This is a genomic window from Planctomycetota bacterium (assembly GCA_021414025.1).
Lineage (GTDB): Bacteria > Planctomycetota > Phycisphaerae > Phycisphaerales > SM1A02 > SYAC01.
In genome coordinates this window covers 195,773-215,673 of record JAIOPG010000008.1, presented here as the reverse complement: position 1 = coordinate 215,673, position 19,901 = coordinate 195,773, and the positions used below count along the sequence as shown (strand labels likewise).

Genomic DNA, 19,901 nt, shown 5'->3' with positions numbered 1-19,901 from the left:
ACCTGTGACCCAGTCCTCCACCGATCGCAAGACACTCATCCGCCGAAACCTCTATCTCTGCCTGCTGACGATCTGGCTGGTCTACGGAGCGATCTTTCCAACATGGACCGGGCGCTTTTACAACCCGGACACTCCCGACAATCCCACCCGCTGGTATGACGGCGGCACCTTCGAATTGAAAGAAGGGGATGGAGATTCGGTTCGCACGAAGTCGCCCATTTGGAATCCTCCCGTTCCATACGCCGAAGGCATGAAAGCCCCGGTGCGCTGGCCCTGGCAACCCGTCGAGCAACGGGCCAACATCGAATTGGACTTGGGCGCACTGGCCTTTCGCTGGTCGTTCGGCGTGATCGGGCTGGGCATCGCTTTCACAGTCTGGAATTGGATCCGGCGAACCAGGCACCCGGATCTCATTCTCACGATCGCCTGGGCCGCGGCGCTCTGGCAGGTGATCGCATGGCTTGGCATCGCGGTGCTCATCGCGGTCACGGCGGGCTTTGGAGCCGGCACCGAAGTCATCCTGGGAACCCTTGCGGGAGCCGGAGTCGCGGGAGTCGTGCATGGGGTCTTCATGTGGCGCAAGCGGAGCAGGCTGGCCGCGAGCGGCGCGGCATCCGGCGCGGGAAACGAGGGGACGAACGCGTCGGCCGCGTCCATCGGACTCGGTCTCATGTGGTTCGTGCTCGGGATGATCGCAGGCATCGGCCTCGCGATCGTCGCGCTTCAAATCGCGGCCAACTTCCGCGGCCCCGTCATCGGCGTGTGGGAGCTGGGCACGCCGCGCTACGCGAACGATCAGAAGCCGGTCGACGTGTGGACCGGCGTCGCTCTGACTGCCGCGGGGTGGACCATCGGTTCCATCTTGAAGTCGCGATGGCGGTCGATGCGGGCCTTCGCCTGGGGCCTGATCGTGGCCGCGACGGCACTGGGCATTTTGTCCGCACTTCGCAAGTGAATCGAACCTTGCACGTGTGACATTCGCTTTCCCGGGGGAGGAAGCCGGCATCCTTCCGCAACGTGATTGCAAGAAATATCCGCGAATTCAAATTCGGACGGATCCAATAACCAATCGACGCGAATGTTGATGGGTCGTCGTTCAAATTCGTTCGTGGAGGGATCGGGTTTGTTTCTATTCCGTCTTGCTTGACCCAAAGGATCTTTCCTATGAAAAACTTCGGTTCCATGACTTCAGCCCTTCTCGCGATTTCCTTCGCAGGCGCGGCTGGCGCCTCTGACTCGGGCGTCCAAGGACTCTACGCACGCAACTACATCGTCCAGGACACAGGAGTCAGCTACTCCGTCATGGACATCTTCTTGAAATTCAACTCCAATGTTGGAACAGGCAACAATGGCGAACGAGTTGTAAATTTCTTTGGACAAGCCACCACCGACACCTCGACCTATGGGGTCAACAAGACTTCAAAATTTGAAAACACACTCGGAATCGCGTTTCAACACAGTAATTTGAGCTGGCTTCCGGGCTCGGCAACCAACGGCGGCACGGGTAACAACACCTGGGATTCCTTCGTCACCGTCGGCTGCCGCACCCAGGGCGCGGGTTACGCTGATCACATCATCGCGGATCCCTATTTTTTGAATCCTCAATCCAATGTCGGATCCATCCTGGGCGGCTCTTCGGGCCCAAGGTATGTCGGTGCCGGATTTGCGGGTGATGGGCACCACGATCCCGATTTTGCCACCAACACATCGGCCTATTCAGATCACATGATCATGATGGGCCGCTTCACACTTAAGATCAGTGACATTATTTCCAGCGGAGGTGCGCCCAAGATGGTGGTGTGGTGCGACTTCGTGGGTAAATCGACTTCTCAAACCGGCGGGACGACTCTGTACAGCCTGCTGTCTGCCAACGTAAGAAGCGACGCTCAAACCATGTATACAACCAGCGGCAACGTTTGGACCTTTGACTCCTCTTTCGATGGCGTGAATGAGGGGCAGGAGGCATGGACTTTCGCGGGAGCGAAAGTGGATATTCCGGGTCCCGGCGTTGCGACCTTGCTCGGACTTGCCGGACTTGGGTTGCGACGGCGCCGTCACTTTGGCGGTTGAATCCTGATTTGATGGGATTTTGAATCAGAAACGTCATCGCCGGGGCGATGATTGACGAAAATCGGAAAATCACACTCCCTTTCATAATTTGCTGGATCCAATAATCCATGCCCGCGAATGGAGGTTGGCGGTCCTCCCAGGCGGCCTTCCGTGGTTCCCCTTTCGTTCGCTTCCCTTTCGTTCCCTCTTCCATATTTCATAGTCCGAGGTTTTGCCAATGAGTCACCCTTGCCTCATCGCGTCAACGCTGCTGACGCTCTCCTTCGCCGGCGCAGCGAGCGCTTCGGTGTCGGGCGTCCAAGGCTTGTACGGACGCAATTACATCGTCAATGACGCGGGTAACTCCTACTCCGTCATTGATGTGTTCGTCAAGTACAACTCCAATGTCGGCACCGGCTCGAATGGCGAACGCATTGTGAATTTCTTTGGCCAGGCCACCACCGATGCCGCAACCTTTGGCGTCAATAAAATATCGAAGTTTGAAAACAACCTTGGTCTCCCGTTTCAACACAGCAACATCAGTTGGCTTCCCGGTTCCGGCGCCAACGGTGGCACGGGCAACAATACCTGGGATTCGTTCGTCACGGTTGGTGCCCGAACCCAGGGGGCGGGCAACACCGCTGGTGTGTTTGCGGATCCCTTCTTCTTGAATCCGAATTCCAATGTCGGCTCCATCATGGGCGCATCGAACACGAATGGTCATTACATTGGCGCCGGCTTTGTCCAAGGTAATCCGCTGGATCCGGCATTCGAGACCAACACCTCGTCGAATCCCGACCACATGATCATGCTGGGTCGCTTCTCGCTTAAGGCCAGCGATATTGTGGCCAATGGCGGAACCCCGAAGATGGTTGTTTGGTGCGACTTCAACGGCAAGTCCACCGCGCAAACCGGCGGCACGACGCTGTACAACTTGTTCAGCGCCAATGTGAAGAGCGATGCGCAGACCAAATGCACCACAAGCGCAAAGATCTGGAACTTTACTTCGTCTTTCGACGGCACGACGTCCGGCCAAGAGGCCTGGACCTTCGCGGTTCCCGCTCCGGGCGCGTCGCTGCTTCTTGGACTCTCCGGACTCCTGTTGCGTCGACGGAATTCATTTCGAAACGCCAGGTGAAATCACCCTTCACGCTTTCCCCTTCCCTTTCTCCCTGCTTCCCTAGGTTCCCACATCATGAATAAATCAAACCACTTGGTTTCCACACTGCTCGCGATCTCGTTCACCGGCGCCGCCAGCGCCTCCGTCTCGGGGTTGCAAGGCTTGCACGCGCACAACTATCTCATCACAGACGCGGGCGTCCAATACTCGGTCATGGATGTCTTCTTCAAATTCAATTCCAATGTCGGCACTGGAATAAACGCCGAGCGGGTCGTGAATTACTTCGGGCAAAACGCGACCGGCACCTCGACTTTCGGCGTGACCAAGATCTCGAAGTTCGAGAACTCAATCGGCCTGGCATTCCAGCACAACAACATCAGCTGGCTTCCGGCCGCAGGCGCCAATGGCGGCACCGGCAACAACACCTGGGATTCATTCCTAACGGTGGGATCCCGCACCCAAGGAGAGGGCAACACCGCAGGTGTGCACGCCAATCTCCAGTTCCTAAATCCAAATTCGGATGTCGGCTCGATCATTGGCGGCTCATTGCCGGGTGGGGCATACACGGGGGCCGGCGTCAATCAGGACAATCCGAGCGATCCCTCGTTTGAAACAAACACCTCGGCGTACCCCGATCACATGATCATGATCGGCCGCTTTAGCCTGAAGACGACGGACATTGTTGCCAGCGGAATCCCCAAAATGATCGTGTGGCTGGATTTCGTGGGCCGATCAACTGCCCAAACTGGCGGAACCACTCTGTACACCCTTGGCGGCGCCAATTTGAAAAGCAATGCCCAAACCATGTACACGGATGGCACCAGGACTTGGACCTTCAATTCGTCATTTGATGGAGCCACATCGGGCCAAGAGGCCTGGACCTTCGCGGTTCCCGCACCGGGCGCGACGCTGCTTCTTGGACTCTCCGGACTCATGCTGCGTCGACGGAATTCATTTCGAAACGCCAGGTGAAATCACCCTTCACGCTTTCCCCCTCCCTTTCTCCCTGCTTCCCTAGGTTCCCACATCATGAATAAATCAAACCACTTGGTTTCCACACTGCTCGCGATCTCGTTCACCGGTGCCGCCAGCGCCTCCGTCTCGGGAGCCCAAGGCTTGTACGCCCACAATTACATCGTCAACGACGCGGGCACCTACTACTCCGTGATGGATGTCTTCATCAAGTACAACTCCAATGTCGGATCCGGCACGAACGGCGAGCGCATCGTGAATTTCTTCGGTCAGTTCACCACCGATACCTCAACGTTTGGCGTCAACAAGACTTCCAAGTTTGAAAACAATCTAGGCCTCGCCTTTCAGCACAACAACGTCAGCTGGCTGCCCGCCGCCGGCGCCAACGGCGGCACCGGCAACAACACGTGGGACTCCTTCGTCACCGTCGGCGCACGCACGCAGGGCGCTGGAAACACCTCCAACATCCATCCACAACCTCAATTCTTGAACCCGAATTCAAATGTCGGCTCGATCATTGGCGGGTCCATTGGCGCGGATTACACGGGCGCGGGTTGGAATCAGGACAATCCACTTGATTCCGGTTTTGAAACCAACACGTCCGCCTATGCCGACCACATGATCATGCTTGGTCGTTTCTCGCTCAAGGCCAGCGACATTGTCGCCAGTGGCGGGGCCCCGAAGATGGTGGTGTGGTGTGACTTCGTGGGAAAGTCATCTGCACAAACCGGCGGCACGACGCTGTACAACTTGTTCAGCGCCAATGTGAAGAGCGATGCCCAGACCAAGTACCTCACAAACGCGAAGACCTGGATCTTTGATTCGTCCTTCGACGGCACCACGTCCGGGCAAGAGGCTTGGACCTTCGCGGTTCCCGCTCCGGGTGCGTGGTTGCTTCTTGGACTCGCCGGACTCAGGACGCGTCGACGAAGCTGAGTCGGCGAAATCCATCTCTTCCCTTCATCCCATCAAATCACAGAAACGAAATCCCTGAATCATGAAACACACCAATCAAATCGCTTCCACGCTTTTCACCCTCTCCTTCGCCGGCGCCGCGAGCGCTTCGGTCTCGGGAGCCCAGGGTCTGTACGCCCACAATTACATCGTCAATGATTCGGGCACTTACTACTCGGTCATGGATGTCTTCCTGAAATTCAACTCCAATGTCGGCGTCGGCGCGAACGGAGAGCGTCTGGTTGGTTTCTACGGCCAAGCCACGACCGACGCCTCAACCTATGGAGTTGATAAGACATCAAAGTATGTAAACAGCCTTGGTCTTGCATTCCAACACAGCAACATCAGTTGGCTTCCCGCCGCGGGTGCAAATGGAGGCACAGGCAACAACACATGGGATTCGTTTGTCACCATGGGTGCACGGACTCAAGGAGCGGGAAATTCCGCGGGTTCATACGCAGATCCCTATTTCATGAATCCCAATTCCAATGTCGGCTCCATCATTGGCGGATACAACAGCAGTTCCAAATATGTCGGAGCTGGAGTCGGTGAGCTGAACCCGCTCGATCCCGGCTTTGAAACGAATACCTCTGCTCAGCCCGACCACATGATTATGATGGGGCGATTTACGCTCAAGGTCAGTGACATAGTTGCCAATGGTGGTGTCCCCCAAATGACTGTGTGGTGCGATATCACGGGCAAGTCAACCGCGCAGACCGGTGGAACCACCCTGTACGTCATTTCCAGCGCCAACCTGAAGAGCGATGCCCAGACCAAGTACACCACGAACAGCAAGACATGGATATTTGACTCGTCGTTCGATGGGACGACCTCCGGCCAAGAGGCCTGGACCTTTGCTGTGCCGGCCCCGGGCGCGGGCTTGCTGCTTGGACTCGCCGGACTCAGGACGCGTCGACGAAGCTGAGTCGGCGAAATCCATCTCTTCCCTTCATCCCATCAAATCACAGAAACGAAATCCCTGAATCATGAAACCCACAAATCAAATCGCTTCCACGCTTCTCGCGATCTCGTTCGCAGGAGTCGCCGGCGCCTCGGTCTCCGGCGTGCAAGGCCTGTACGCGCACAACTACATCGTTAGCGACGGCGGCATCGACTACTCCGTCATGGATGTCTTTCTCAAGTTCAATTCCAATGTCGGGACCGGCTCCAATGGCGAACGCGTGGTGAATTTCTTCGGGCAGTCCACCACCGATTCCGCCACTTATGGCGTCAATAAAATATCGAAATATGAAAACAATCTTGGTCTCCCATTTCAACACAGCAACATCAGTTGGCTTCCCGGTGCCGGCGCCCACGGCGGCACTGGGAACAACACCTGGGATTCGTTTCTTACGGTCGGCGCCCGCACGCAGGGAGCGGGCAATTCCGGGGGTGTGCACGGCAATCTTGAATTCATGAATCCAAATTCCGATGTCGGATCAATCATTGGGGGTTCGAACAGTTCGGGCTACGTCGGTGCCGGTGTACGGCAGGAAAATCCCCTCGATCCCGCATTTGAAACCAACACCTCTGCCCATGCAGACCACATGATCATGTTTGGACGCTTCTCGCTGAAAGTCAGCGACATACTCGCGAATGGCGGCACCGCCTCAATGACCATGTGGTGCGATTTTGTTGGCAAGTCAACCGCGCAAACCGGCGGAACCACCCTGTACACCATTGCAAGCGCCAATGTAAAGAGTGATGCCCAGACCATGTACACCACAAGCGGAAAGACCTGGAACTTCACTTCATCCTTCGACGGCGTGAATTCCGGCCAGGTGGCCTGGACATTTGCGAGTGGAGCGGATGCCGTTCCGGTTCCAGGCGCCGCGGCCCTGATCGGACTTGCCGGACTCCTGCCGCGTCGACGAAACGCACATCGAAACTCAAACTGACATCACTCTCGCTCACTCCCTTTGTCCCAAGGAATCACCCATCATGAATACTTCAGGCCACATGGTTTCCACACTGCTCGCGATCTCGTTCGCAGGAGTCGCCGGCGCCTCGGTCTCCGGCGTGCAAGGCCTGTACGCGCACAACCACATCGTCAGCGACGCCGGCATTGACTACTCCGTGATGGACGTCTTCATCAAATACAATTCGAGCGTGGGCACGGGTTCCAACGGCGAACGCGTGGTGGTTTTCGGCGGATCGCAAGGGACCGATTCCGCCACCTTCGGTGTTGACAAGCACTCCCACGTGGTCAACAGCCTCGGACTGGCCTTCCAGCACAGCAACGGCAGCTGGCTTCCCGGAGCGAATGCGAAGTTCGGCACGGGCAACAACACGTGGGATTCTTTCGTCACCATCGGCTCGCGCACGCAGGGCGCGGGCGCTTCGGCCGGTGTCTATGTGGATCCCACCTTTGTGAATCCCGAACATCTTGTGGGATCGATCCAGGGAACCGTTGGCGGACCGGGCTGGGCCCAGGGTGACCCGCTGAACCCGGCCTTTGAAACCAACACCACGGGCGCCGCCGACCACATGATCATGATCGGCCGCTTCAGCCTGAAGGTGAGCGACATTGTCGCCGCCGGCGGCCCGGCGAAGTTGGACATCGCAGGGATATTTGTCGGGAAGTCCACTGCGCAGACGGGCGGAACCACCTTGTACACGCTGGCGGGGCCGGTCCTGAAAAGCGACGCCCAGACCATGTACACCACGAACGGAAAAACCTGGGTCTTCACTTCATCCTTCGACGGCGTGAATTCCGGCCAGGAGGCCTGGACATTTGCGAGTGGAGCGGATGCCGTTCCGGTTCCAGGCGCCGCGGCCCTGATCGGACTTGCCGGACTCCTGCCGCGTCGACGAAACGCACATCGAAACTCAAACTGACACCACTCTCCCTCACTCCCCTTTTCCCAAGGAATCACCCATCATGAATACTTCAGGCCACATGGTTTCCACACTGCTCGCACTCTCCTTCGCCGGAGCCGCCAGCGCCTCGGTCTCGGGCATGCAGGGGCTCTACGCGCACAACTACATCGTCACCTCTGCAGGCGTCGAGTATTCAGTCATGGATGTCTTTATCAAATACAACTCGAGCGTTGGCACGGGCACCAACGGCGAGCGTGTGGTGAATTTTGGCGGAGAAAGCACGACCGGTTCCTCCACTTTTGGCGTCGATAAGCACTCGAAGCTGGTCAACAGCCGTGGGCTGGCCTTCCAACACAGCAACACCAGTTGGCTCCCGGGCTCCGTTGCGGGCAACAGCACCTGGGATTCTTTCGTCACGATCGGCTGCCGCGGTCAGGGACTCGGCGCTTCGGGCTCCATCATCGCCGATCCCAGCTTCGCGAATCCAAACTCCAATGTCGGGTCCATCATCGGTACTGGCGGCGGGGCGGGCGTCGCCCAGAGTGACCCGCTGGATCCGGGCTTTGAAACCAACACCACGGCCTATTCCGACCACATGATCATGCTCGGCCGCTTCAGCCTGAAGACCACGGACATTGCCGCCAGTGGCGGCCTGCCGACGATGACGGTGTGGCTCAATATTGTGGGCAAGTCCACCGCACAAACCGGCGGAACCACCCTCTATGTTCTGGCCGCCGCCAACTTGAAGAGCGACGCTCAAACTCAATTCACCACCAATGGCAAGGTGTGGACCTTTAATTCCTCGTTCGATGGCGTGGATTCGGGACAGGCGGCCTGGACTTTCTCGGCGGGATCGCAGGATGTGGTTCCGGTTCCAGGCGCCGCGGCTTTGATGGGTCTTGCCGGTCTCGTGTTGCGTCGACGCCGATGAATCCGAACATCCTTGTTCGCACTCGGCCCATTCGCTAGCATTGCCCTTTGGAATCGCCATCTTCGGATGGAACTCACGGACACTCGCCCGGGCATCTGAATTTCGATTCCGATCACAACAAGGAGTTCCGATGAAAAACTATTCCATCATGGGGGCGGGAATTCTTTTGGCGTTGGCATCGAGCGCACGGGCCGACGTGGTCACGGTGAAAAACACATTTCCATGGGACACAAAAATTTCAGACCTGATCGTCTGGGCCGAGGACGGCACGCAGGAGATCATCCTGAAGCCCGGCACGGACGCCGCCGGTTCCGCCGACGACGATGTGATCAAGGAGGGCGAGAGCCGCGTCTATGTGACCTCGAAGAAGGTCAAGAAGTACTTTCTTTCCTTCAAGGGAGTGGGCGTCGGCGAAGGCGAATGGAAGAACGGCGGCGATGTGAGCATCATCGGCTCCACCGCGATGCTGGTGGATCCGCTGCAGGAAAGGGCCTTGTGCTGCTCGGTGAATTTGGGCGATGGCATCGTCGCGCCGCCTCCTCCGCCCGGCGCCCAGTTCGTGGTGACCAACGGCCAAACTCCGGCGCTGCCCGGCTGGTTCATCGGAACCAATCCCGATTTCGCCGGCGGTGAAATCTTCGGTCCCTACACCGGGCCGATGGTGGTGCAGCAGGAGAGGCTGCAGTCCTGCGTCCTGCACTCCTGCGCCTCCGATCTGGATGGTGACCTGCATATCGACGGCGCCGATGTCGGCTTGCTGCTTCTGGATTATGGCGGGTACTCCCCGCAGTCGGATCTGAATGGGGACGGCGAGATCGACGGGGGCGACCTTGGGCTTTTGCTGCTTGATTTTGGCGATTGCTGCGCTACATGTGATGCATGCTTGGATTATTGGGGCCCGGACTGACGGACGGCACGTGATGTTGGCAGGGCGGCTTTGCTACGATCGCCAAATCCGTGACGAAGCAGCCCGCCCAGCCCAAACCCGCTCCATCCATCCGCCGACTCGCCGACCTCTGGACGGTCCTCGGCCGGGATCGGCCGCTCTACGCCGCGGCCATCGTGGTGCAGGGCCTGGTCGCCGCGCTGCAATATGTGGTGCCGCTGGTTCCCCAAAGCGTGATGGATGTGGTCTTCGGCCAAAGCCCGCGCGGTGCACCGCCCTTGAGCCGCAAGGTGACCGAGCTGCTGGGCGGCGTCGACTTTCTGCACGCGCACCTCTGGGTCGCGGGCGTGGTCATCGCCGCCGCCGCGCTCTGCGCCGCGGTGCTCAGCGTGGTGCGCGGCCGCATGACGGCGCGGGCCAGCCAAGCCAGCGCCCGCCGCCTGCGCGAGCGGGTGCATTCGCACCTGATCCGCCTGCCCGTTCCCTACTTTGACAAGACCGAAAGCGGCGACCTGCTGCAGCGCTGCACCAGCGACGTGGACACCGTGCAGAACCTGCTCTCCAACCAGATCGCCGAAATGGGTCGTTCCATTCTGCTGGTGCTGCTTGCGGTGCCGCTGATGCTGGCCATCGATGTCAGCATGGCGATGGTGAGCCTGGCGCTGGTGATCCCCATCGTGACCTTCGCGGTGCTTTATTTCCGCGTGGTGAGCCGGCGCTTCCGCCACAAGGACGAGGCCGAGGGTCGCCTGACCGCGCGGGCGCAGGAGAACATCACCGGCATCCGCGTGGTGCGGGCCTTCGGGCGGCAGCGTTTCGAGCGCGAGGAGTTCCGCAAGCGCAACCAGGAGCACCGCGACGCGGACATCGCGCTCTTTGACGCCTTCTCGCGCTTCTGGAGCCTCAGCGACGTGACATGCCTGGCCCAGATGCTGCTGGTGCTGGTCGCGGGATTGTGGCGCGTGGCCCACGGCACGCTGGGCGCCGGCGAATATTTCTTCTTCCTCTTCGCCACCAACATGTACATCTGGCCCATCCGCATGCTGGGGCGCATGCTGGCCGATCTGGGCAAGGCGCTGGTGGCGCTGGAGCGGCTGCACGAAGTGCTGGACACCAAGGTGGAAGAGGCGCGGCCCGGCGAGCCGATGGCCACCGAGCGACTGCCCGCCGGCGCGGTGGAGTTCCACGATGTGAGCTTCAGCTACCTGGGCGGTGCGCAGGTGCTGGACAAGGTGAGCTTCACCGTCGGGCCGAACGAGACCGTGGCGTTGATGGGTCCCTCGGGCAGCGGCAAGAGCACGATCGCATCGCTGCTGCAGCGCTTCTACGAGCCGACCTCCGGCCGCATCACCAAAGGGGGCACGCCGCTGGACACGCTCGATCGGCGCCTGATCCGCGCCCGCACCGCCAGCGTGCTGCAGCCGCCCTTCATCTACAGCCGCAGCGTGCGCGACAACGTGCGGCTGGCCCGCGCCGACCTCACCCACGAGGGCGTGGTCAGCGCCGCCGAGGACGCGGCCATCCACTCCAGCGTGGAGCGCTTCCAGAAGGGCTACGACACCGTCATCGGCGAGCGCGGCATCACCCTCAGCGGCGGGCAGCGGCAGCGCCTGGCGATCGCCCGCGCGCTGGTGCGCGACGCGGACCTGATGATCCTGGACGACGCGCTGAGCGCCGTCGACGGCGAGACCGAGCAGCGGATCCTGGACGCGATGCGCAATCGCAAGGGACTTCCCACGGTGGTCATCGCCCACCGGCTGAGCACGCTGGCCGAGGCCGATCGCATCGTGGTGTTGGAGCGCGGGCGGGTCACTGACCAGGGAACGCACGAGGAATTGATCGCGCGGCCCGGCCTCTACCGACGATTGTGGGACATCCAGGCGGAACTCGAAGCGGAGGAGCCCGCGCCATGAACGCGATGCAGGACGAACTCGACGCGCCGCCGCCCAAAGGCATCGCCATTGGATTGTGGCGGCGCATCTTCTCCATCGCCATCCGCCGCCGCGGCGCCGCCATCATCATGGTGGTCTCCGGCGTCGTGATCGCGCTGATCGAGAGCTTCCGCCCCACGCTCAACGCCTGGCTCTTCGACGAAGCCATCACGCGTGGCACCACCGATCACTTCTGGTGGATGGTCGTCTACTGGGCGGGCATGGGCTTCGCATTCGGCGCGACGGTGTGGATCTTCATCTCGGCGGCGGGACGATTGAGCGCGGGCCTGGCCTTCGACCTGCGCGAGGAGGCCTTCGAGCGCCTGCAGCAGCTTCCCTTCAGCTGGTTCGACCGGCGCCCCACCGGCTGGCTGGTCTCGCGGCTCACCAGCGACTGCTCCAAGGTGAGCGGCATCGTGCCCTGGGTGATGCTCGACGTCTTCTGGGCGACGACCAGCGTGGTGGGCAGCGCGGCCTTCATGCTGGCGCTGGACTGGCGGGTGGCGCTCTGGATGATGGGCCTGCTGCCGCTGCTGGCCATCGCGGCCGCGGTCTTTCAGAAGCGGCTGCTGCACAGTTCGCGCCTGGTGCGGCGCACCAACTCGCGCATCACCGCCTCCTTCAACGAGGCGATCGCCGGCGTGCGCACCACCAAGAGCCTGGCCCGCGAGGCGGAGAGCGACCGCGAGTTCAGCGCGCTGGCCGCCGAGATGGAGGAGCACAGTTTCCGCAACGGCGTGCAGAGCAGCGTCTTCGTGCCGGTGGTGATGTCGATGAGTTTCCTGGGCGTGGCCATCGCCCTGTGGCGCGGCGGTCTGCGCGTCGAGGCGGGGCGGATGTCGCCCGGCGAGCTCATCGCCTTCATGCAGTACGCGCTGCTCTTCACCTGGCCGATGATCGACGCCAGCCAGCGCGTGGTCGATCTGCTCGGCGCCCAGGCCGCGGCGGAGCGCGTGCAGTCGCTCATCGACACCGTGCCCGAGATCCAGGATTCGCCGCAGGTGCGCGCCAAGGTGGACGCGTTGCGGGCGGCGGGCGGACCCAAGCCGGGCGAGGCCAATGACGGCGGGCCGCCGCGCATCCGCTGCATCACTTTCGACCATGTCAGCTTCGGCTACGTGGTGGGCGAGCCGGTGCTCAAGGACTTCTCGCTGGAGGTCCGCGCCGGCGAGTCGATCGCGCTGGTCGGCGCCACCGGCGCCGGCAAGACCACGATCGTCAACCTGGCCGGGCGCTTCTACGAGCCGACCAGCGGGCGCATTCTGCTGGACGGCGTGGACATGCGCGAGCGCGCCCTGAGCTGGCACCAGGGGCGCCTGGGCGTGGTGCAGCAGAGCCCCTGGCTTCGCAATGTCAGCGTGATGGAGAACATCCGCTACGGGAAATTGGAAGCGACCGACGAGCAGGTGATGGCCGCGGCCCGCGCCGTCGGCGCCGATGATTTCGTCAGGCGGCTCGAGGACACGTGGAACTGCGTGGTGGGCGAGGGGGGCGAACGCCTGAGCCTGGGGCAGCGGCAGTTGCTGAGCCTGGCCCGCGCCTTCCTGAAGGATCCCGATGTCTTCGTGCTCGACGAGGCCACCAGCAGCGTGGACAGCGAGACCGAGCGGCAGATCCAGCGCGCCGTGGAGCGCGTGCTCGCGGAGCGCATCAGCTTCATCATCGCGCACCGCCTCTCCACCATCCGCCATGCCAGCAAGATCCTGATGGTGGACCAGGGGGAGATCGTGGAGAGCGGCACGCACGCGGAGCTCATGCGGGCGCATGGCCGCTATCGCACGCTCTATCTGCAGCAATTCGTGGAGAACCGCGAGCGCACGCTGCTGGGGGCGGCGGCGCCCGAGGAGCCCGCGGAAATGCCTCCCGCCGCGCCGTGATTCGCGGCCGATGCATTACCATCCACACGCATGACGCGGACGAGCGACAACTTCCGGGCCAGCGCGCTGTGGCAGGGGCTGCAGAAGGGGGTCTTCGCGCAGGCGCAGACCATCGACCTGGCCACCTTCCGCCGTCCCGGCACGCTCAACAACCGCCTTTCCTCCTGGGATCCGGTGGCGCGCAACCAGCGCAACTACAAGACGGTGCTTTTCAACATGCTCGTTGGAATGCCGGAGCGCTTCTTCGAGATCCACAAGATGCTGGACACTTCCGTCGGCGCGCCGGTCACGGTGAAGGCCCGCGGAATGGCGGTGGATCTTGACTATCTGCAGTCCATTGAGGAGGTCCTCTTCCTGGAGAAGGATCTCGCCGGCGTTGCATCGATCGGCGAGATCGGCGCCGGCTTCGGCCGCACCGCCCATGTCCTGCTGGTCACGCGTCCGCAGCTGACGCGCTACACGATCATCGATTTGCCCGAATGCCTGGCGCTCTCGCAGCGCTACCTGAAGCGGGTCCTGCGCCCCGAGGACTTCCGCAAGCTCGAATTCGTCCAGGCCGAGCAGGCCTCCGGGATCCCGCCGCACGACCTCCTCATGAACATCAACTCGATGGCGGAGATGGACCGCGAGGTCATCCAGAGCTACTTCGAGCTGATCGACCGCTCCGCGCAGTGGTTCTACTCCAAGAACACCGTCGGCAAGTATTCCCCCGAGAGCATCGGCATCGTGGAGGCCAACCCGACCGAGATCAAGGCGGCGATGTCCACCGGACTGCTGACCGAGGTCATCGACATCTTCGACGACGCGGCGCTGCGCGAAGCCCGCAAGCGCTACGAGGAGCGCATGCGCCCCTCGAGCGGCTGGACCCTGGTCCGCTCGGCGCCGGCCTTGCCCTGGCTCTACTACCAGCACGGCCTCTATCGAAAGGCGTGAGCGCAAAGGGCAAGCGTCCCGCCCAACGAGATCCATGCCGCACCTAGCAACAAGCTATTTTTTCATGGCCTTCGGTCTCTCGGAGATCGCACTGGCCCTGTTCAAGCGCGCCGGCTCATCCGCCACGACCAAGGACAAGGGCTCGCTCTTCATGCTGTGGATCGCCATCGCCGCGTCGATCTACGGAGCGATTCGCATTTCGCACTGGCTGCCGCAGTTCGACTTCGATTATTCCAGCACGGTGTACTGGCTTGCCGCCTCGCTCTTCCTGGGCGGGGCCATTCTTCGGTGGTGGTCCATCTTCCACTTGGGCCGTTTCTTCACCGTGGATGTGGCGATCGCTGCGGACCACCGCGTCGTGCGCGATGGTCCATACACATTTGTGAGGCATCCGAGCTACACCGGCGTGCTCCTGATCGCCTTCGGTCTTGGTCTGCTGCTCTTCAATTGGGCGGCGACGATCGTGCTCGTGGCGCCGATCGTCGCAGTCTTCCTGTGGCGCATTTCGGTGGAGGAGCGAGCGTTGCTCAGGGCACTCGGCGCCGAATACCTCGAATACATGGGGAACACCAAGCGGCTCGTGCCTTTTGTGTATTGAACCGATCTTGTTGTTTCGATAGGATTTCCCCATGGCGACATCGACCTTGGATCGGCCGACATCGGGCACTCACTCGGGGCCACCCCAGGGCGCTCCGGTCGTCACCGGCAAGGTCAAGGGTCGGCGCGAACTCAAGTTTGAGTCTCTCGATCAGATCCTGAAGGAAGCTGAGCGCATCGCCGCCGCCCGCAGCGTCAAGCAGCTCGGGAACTGGTCGCCGGGGCAGGTCTTCGCCCACCTGGCCTATGCCATGAACATGTCGATCGACGGCGCCAAGTCCCAGCCGCCCTGGTTCGTGAAATTGATCGGGCCGCTGATGAAGAAGCGCGTGCTGCGTCACATGTCGGCGGGGTTCACGCTGCCGCCCAACGCGGCCGCGGAGCTGGTCTTCGGACCGACCTCCACGCAGGATGGATTGAACGCGCTCCGCAGCGCCATCCATCGCCAGAAGAGCGAGTCCAAGCGGGTCCCGAGCGTCGTGTTCGGCAAGTTCACCCACGATGAATGGAACCAGCTTCACTTTCGCCATGCCGAACTGCACTTGAGCTTCCTCGATCCCGGGTGAGCTTTTCTTTCGATTTCACATCAAGGAGAGCAAGATGAATTCACGCAACAAGATGTCGATGTTCTGCGCCGTGGCCTCCATGCTGGCGCTGGCTCCAACCGCGGCCGCGGACTCCGTGGTCTTCTCCGACGACACCTTCCCGACGGCCGGCTGGGGTTTCGAGGTCGTGGGCAGCGGCGAGAGCACGCCGAGCCAGGTCACCAGCGGCGGCAATCCGGGAGCCTTTCGCCGCATTGTCCAGGCAGTCGATCCCGACACGGGCTGGTTCTTCGCCTTCAGCAAATTCGGCACCAACCAGTCGACGCGGTATGTCCCCTCGGCTCAGGGCGCGATCGAGAGCGTGGATTTTTCCATCCAGGCGCAGACGGTCAGCGTCCTCAACGGCATCGTTCCGGACCTTTCGATGGGCATCAAGCAGGGCGGACTGATCTTCGTGCAGAACCAGTTCTTCAGCCAGTTTGCCGGCTCGTGGACCACCTACAGCCACAGCGGACTCATCCCCGCGGACTTCACCTGCATCAATGGCATTGGCGGTGAATCGCTGGACTTCTCCAACTCCGGCGCCCCGATTCGATTCGGCTTCGTCTCGATCAATGGAAGCTTCAACGGCGCCTCCACGGGCGGCGTCTTCGAGTACGACAACTACCAGGTGACGGTGAACATCGCGCCGCCTCCATGCTTCGGCGATCTCGACGGCTCGGGAGAGGTCGACGGCGGCGACATCGGTCTGGTGCTGCTGGACTTCGGACCGTGCCCCGGTTGCACGACCGATCTTGATGAATCGGGCGAGGTCGACGGCGGCGACATCGGGCTGGTGCTGCTGAGCTTCGGCGCGTGCGAGTGACTCTGAAATCAACATTGATGAATTGATGCAAACTTTTGTTCCAAGATCCATTTCGAAAGATCACCATGAAAGACAGTCGCAACTTCGTTTCAAGTCGCCTCCGCCTCCTTCGCGTGGCCAGTCTGCTTTGCCTTTTGGCCGCGCCGGCCCTGCCCGCAGTCGCCCTCGCCGACACCGTGGAGTTCGAGGACGGCATATTCAATCCGAGTGAATGGGGCTTTGAAATTGTCGGCAGCGGCACCAGCACTCCCAGCCAGATTCCGCTGGGCGGCAACCCCGGTTCCTATCGCCGGATCACCCAGAGCGTCACCGCCAATTCCGGCTGGTTCTATGCCTTCAGCCGTTACGGCACCAATTCATCGACTCGATACGAGGCGACCATGTTCGGCGCGATCGCCAGCGTCGATTTCAAAGTCCAGGCGCAGACCATCAGCGTCATCAATGGGCAGATCCCCGGACTTGCCTTCGCGCTGAAGCAGGGCGGGCAGATCTATGTGCAGTCGCCCTTCATGAACCTCTCGGGTCCCGCGTGGAACACCTTCAGCGCGACCGGACTCGTGGCATCGAACTTCTACTGCATCAACGGTCCCGGCATCCCGGATTTCTCGGCGACCGGCATGCCGATCCGCTTCGGCTTTGTCACGATGAATGCGAGCTTCAGCGCCGCGATCACGGGCGGCGTCACCGAGTACGACAATTTCAAAGTGGTCGTCAACATTGCGCCATGCTTCGGCGATCTCGACGGATCCGGAGAGGTCGACAGCGGAGATGTGGGGCTCATGCTGCTGGACTTTGGGCCATGCCCGGGCTGCCCTTCCGATCTGGACGGCTCCGGCGAAGTCGATGGGGCGGATATCGGGTTGTTGCTGCTGGGTTTTGGCGCCTGTCCGTAAGTTTGCATCGAACTTGAAACAATAAATGGGCCTCGGATGACTCCGAGGCCCACTTTGTTTACAGCGTCAAATTGTTTCTTACTTGCTCTGCTTGAGCGAGATGTTGCCGTTGCTGGTGTGCAGGACGATTTTGGCCTGGGGATTCTCGCCCACGGTGCCCTGGAGCGAAGTGTCGTTGAAATTGCCCGAGGCGGTCACCTTGAAATCGGAGTTGATCTTGCCGTTGCTGGTCTGGGCGTCGAAGCTGAAGGCGGCGCCCTCGGGCAGCGTCAGCTTGATGCTGCTGTTGCCGGTGCGGAAGGTCTGCTCGCCCGCGGCCAGCGATCCCTTGAAGTTGATCGCGCCGTTGGAGGAGCGCGCCGACACGTCCACGTTGTCCGCGGTGATGTTGATGGCGCCATTGCTGGTTTCCAGCGTGAGCTGACCCGAGCCGCCATTGACTGTGATGCTGCCGTTGCTGGTGGTGAGGCTCAGCGGGCCGGCCGCGCCCTTGACCTCGATGCCGCCGTTGGAGGTCACGGCCTTCGACTTGCCGACCGGACCGGAGACGACCACCTTGCCGTTGCCCGAGTGCAGTTCAAGGACCGTGCCCGCCGGCACGCGCAGGCTGGCCGACGCGCCGCTATTGCCGATGTCGACCCGCGCGTCGGTGCGCTTGGCGATCACGCTGACGGTGTCGCCCGTCTGCGTCATGGTCACGGAAACATTCTTGAGGTCCTCCTGGGCTGCGGCCTGCGTGTCGCCGCCGCCGCGCTTGTCCACGTCGATCTTGATCGTGGCATCGGTTCCGGTGATGACCTCGATGCTGCCGTTGAACATCTCGGCCACGACGCGGGTTGGAACCGTGGTCGTGAACGATTGCGTCACGGCTTCATTGGCGGTGAAGGGATGGACGCTCCAATTGGCGTTGCACGCCGCCAGGCTGAGGGTGGCCAAGGCGACCGTTCGGACGAAGTGGGGGATCGGATTCATGGGTGGGCTCCGGAGGTTGTGGCGTGATTGCGGAAGCAGAAGTGTATAGTGAAAAATCCGGGATTGGCCGAGGATGCGAGAGTATCCTGACCCTTCATGATCCTGCGCCGCGTCTACGACGAGTCCCTTGCGCAAGCCAGCTACTTCGTGGCCTGCCCGCAGACGCACCAGGCGATCTTGTTCGATCCTGCCCGCGACATCGATCGCTACCTGAAGGACGCGGCACACGCCGGCTTCACCATCACCGCCGTCGCCGAGACTCACTTGCATGCCGACTTTCTCAGCGGCATGAACGCCTTCGCCGCCAAGCATCCGGTCACCGCCTATGTCAGCGGCCTGGGCGTGCTGCCCAAGTGGGTGACCACGGGGCCGTTCCATCCCGAGGCGCGCGTGGTCAAGGTGTGCGAGGGCGATGAGTTTTCCGTGGGCACGCTGCGCTTTCGCGTGCGGCACACGCCCGGACACACGACCGAGAGCATTTCCTACGAGGTGCTCAACGTCGACGGGCATCCGCAGCTTCTGGTGTCGGGCGATTTTCTTTTCGCCGGTGACGTGGGCCGCCCCGATCTTGGTTTTCTCACCTCAGGCGGCATGACCGTGGATCAGGCGGCGGAGCGCCTGCGCAACAGCCTGGAGATGCTGGATGATCTGCCCGGCGACACGATGATTTTGCCGGGCCACGGCGCCGGCAGCGCCTGCGGCAAACTCATCTGCCGCCTGCCGCGCACCACCATGGGCATCGAGCGCGTCATCAATCGGCCGCTGCGCTCCAAGGATGACGCGCAGGAATTCGCCCGCGTGCTCCTGCGGGACCAGCCCGATCCGCCGCCTTATTTCGGCCGCGTGAAGAAGGCCAACGAAGAGGGGGCCGCGATCATCGACAAACTGCCGCAGCCGCGCGAGCTTTCCCCAGCGGAGTTCGCCGCCACGGCCTGCGACCCGCACTGCGTGATTGTGGACACGCGGCCCTGGGCGCAGTTCCTGGACAAGCACTGGCCCGGATCCATCAGCGCCGGTTTCGACCCGTACTTCGGCCCGACGGTCGCCAACTATGTGGAGCCGGGCGACGAGGTCATTATTCTCGCGGAGGCGGACAAGGTGGAGAGCGTGGTGCGGCTTCTCTCCCGCGTGGGCATTGACTCCGTTGTTGGGTTCATTTCGCCGAAGTCCTTCGACAAGGTCGCCGACGAGCCCTGCTGGCAGGACCGCATCGACGAGATCAGCCCCGGCCGCGCCAACGAATGCGTCTGCGGCGGCAAGATCCAAGTGGTGGATGTCCGCAGCAAGCAGGAATTCGAGGCGGGCCATCTGGTCAGCGCCGCGCACATTCCATTCATTCAGCTTCCGGCGCGGATTGGCGAGCTCGACAAGAATCGCGATGTCCTGGTGTACTGCCGCTCGGGCAACCGCAGCGCGCGGGCCGGCGCGTATCTGGCCCGCCACGGCTTCAAGGTGATGAACATGCGCGGCGGCTACTGGCCCTACGCCGGGCGAGGTTTCGCAACGGAGTAGGCTCACAAGATGGAACCCGGGTTTAATGCGACGATTCGAGGAGA

Annotated in this window: 19 protein-coding genes; 18 read left to right on the top strand and 1 reads right to left on the bottom strand. The window is 61.5% G+C overall.

Translation table 11 applies throughout. The features are described 5' to 3' along the window. Window positions 1-4 precede the first annotated feature (4 nt). From K8R92_11990 to K8R92_11910, 17 genes are all read left to right on the top strand, one after another. On the top strand, window positions 5-955 hold the full coding sequence (locus tag K8R92_11990) for a hypothetical protein (protein ID MCE9620611.1): 951 nt from the start codon (window positions 5-7) through the stop codon (window positions 953-955). Between the two features lie 209 nt (window positions 956-1,164). Continuing rightward, window positions 1,165-2,070 (top strand): hypothetical protein, encoded by a 906-nt coding sequence (locus K8R92_11985; protein MCE9620610.1) that lies wholly within the window; start codon window positions 1,165-1,167, stop codon window positions 2,068-2,070. A gap of 217 nt (window positions 2,071-2,287) precedes the next feature. After that, on the top strand, window positions 2,288-3,187 hold the full coding sequence (locus K8R92_11980) for a hypothetical protein (protein ID MCE9620609.1): 900 nt from the start codon (window positions 2,288-2,290) through the stop codon (window positions 3,185-3,187). Between the two features lie 195 nt (window positions 3,188-3,382). Next, window positions 3,383-4,141, top strand: coding sequence for a hypothetical protein (locus tag K8R92_11975; protein MCE9620608.1), 759 nt, complete (start codon window positions 3,383-3,385; stop codon window positions 4,139-4,141). A gap of 57 nt (window positions 4,142-4,198) precedes the next feature. Beyond that, window positions 4,199-5,077: a hypothetical protein gene (locus K8R92_11970; protein ID MCE9620607.1), complete on the top strand. Its 879-nt coding sequence runs from the start codon at window positions 4,199-4,201 to the stop codon at window positions 5,075-5,077. Between the two features lie 61 nt (window positions 5,078-5,138). Next, window positions 5,139-6,020 (top strand): hypothetical protein, encoded by an 882-nt coding sequence (locus tag K8R92_11965; GenBank protein ID MCE9620606.1) that lies wholly within the window; start codon window positions 5,139-5,141, stop codon window positions 6,018-6,020. 256 nt (window positions 6,021-6,276) lie between these two features. Then, complete coding sequence (locus tag K8R92_11960; GenBank protein ID MCE9620605.1) at window positions 6,277-6,993, top strand: hypothetical protein; 717 nt, start codon at window positions 6,277-6,279, stop codon at window positions 6,991-6,993. Window positions 6,994-7,054: 61 nt separating this feature from the next. After that, a complete protein-coding gene (locus K8R92_11955; GenBank protein ID MCE9620604.1) occupies window positions 7,055-7,933 on the top strand; it encodes a hypothetical protein in 879 nt (292 codons plus the stop codon). A gap of 61 nt (window positions 7,934-7,994) precedes the next feature. Then, on the top strand, window positions 7,995-8,846 hold the full coding sequence (locus tag K8R92_11950) for a hypothetical protein (GenBank protein MCE9620603.1): 852 nt from the start codon (window positions 7,995-7,997) through the stop codon (window positions 8,844-8,846). 130 nt (window positions 8,847-8,976) lie between these two features. Then, window positions 8,977-9,753, top strand: coding sequence for a hypothetical protein (locus K8R92_11945; GenBank protein ID MCE9620602.1), 777 nt, complete (start codon window positions 8,977-8,979; stop codon window positions 9,751-9,753). 50 nt (window positions 9,754-9,803) lie between these two features. Further along, complete coding sequence (locus K8R92_11940; protein ID MCE9620601.1) at window positions 9,804-11,645, top strand: ABC transporter ATP-binding protein/permease; 1,842 nt, start codon at window positions 9,804-9,806, stop codon at window positions 11,643-11,645. Beyond that, a complete protein-coding gene (locus K8R92_11935; GenBank protein ID MCE9620600.1) occupies window positions 11,642-13,540 on the top strand; it encodes an ABC transporter ATP-binding protein/permease in 1,899 nt (632 codons plus the stop codon). The genes K8R92_11940 and K8R92_11935 overlap by 4 nt, the downstream gene beginning before the upstream one ends. A gap of 30 nt (window positions 13,541-13,570) precedes the next feature. Further along, window positions 13,571-14,473, top strand: coding sequence for a putative sugar O-methyltransferase (locus tag K8R92_11930; GenBank protein MCE9620599.1), 903 nt, complete (start codon window positions 13,571-13,573; stop codon window positions 14,471-14,473). 34 nt (window positions 14,474-14,507) lie between these two features. Next, window positions 14,508-15,071, top strand: coding sequence for an isoprenylcysteine carboxylmethyltransferase family protein (locus K8R92_11925; protein MCE9620598.1), 564 nt, complete (start codon window positions 14,508-14,510; stop codon window positions 15,069-15,071). A gap of 31 nt (window positions 15,072-15,102) precedes the next feature. Then, window positions 15,103-15,636, top strand: a complete 534-nt coding sequence (locus K8R92_11920) for a DUF1569 domain-containing protein (protein ID MCE9620597.1) — start codon at window positions 15,103-15,105, stop codon at window positions 15,634-15,636. A gap of 34 nt (window positions 15,637-15,670) precedes the next feature. Next, complete coding sequence (locus K8R92_11915; GenBank protein ID MCE9620596.1) at window positions 15,671-16,480, top strand: hypothetical protein; 810 nt, start codon at window positions 15,671-15,673, stop codon at window positions 16,478-16,480. A gap of 113 nt (window positions 16,481-16,593) precedes the next feature. Further along, complete coding sequence (locus K8R92_11910; GenBank protein ID MCE9620595.1) at window positions 16,594-17,373, top strand: hypothetical protein; 780 nt, start codon at window positions 16,594-16,596, stop codon at window positions 17,371-17,373. 78 nt (window positions 17,374-17,451) lie between these two features. On the opposite strand, the gene K8R92_11905 is transcribed toward K8R92_11910, so the two are convergent. Continuing rightward, a complete protein-coding gene (locus K8R92_11905) occupies window positions 17,452-18,345 on the bottom strand; it encodes a DUF4097 domain-containing protein (protein MCE9620594.1) in 894 nt (297 codons plus the stop codon). A gap of 96 nt (window positions 18,346-18,441) precedes the next feature. On the opposite strand from K8R92_11905, the gene K8R92_11900 reads away from it, so the two are divergent. Then, window positions 18,442-19,857: an MBL fold metallo-hydrolase gene (locus K8R92_11900; protein ID MCE9620593.1), complete on the top strand. Its 1,416-nt coding sequence runs from the start codon at window positions 18,442-18,444 to the stop codon at window positions 19,855-19,857. Window positions 19,858-19,901 lie beyond the last annotated feature (44 nt).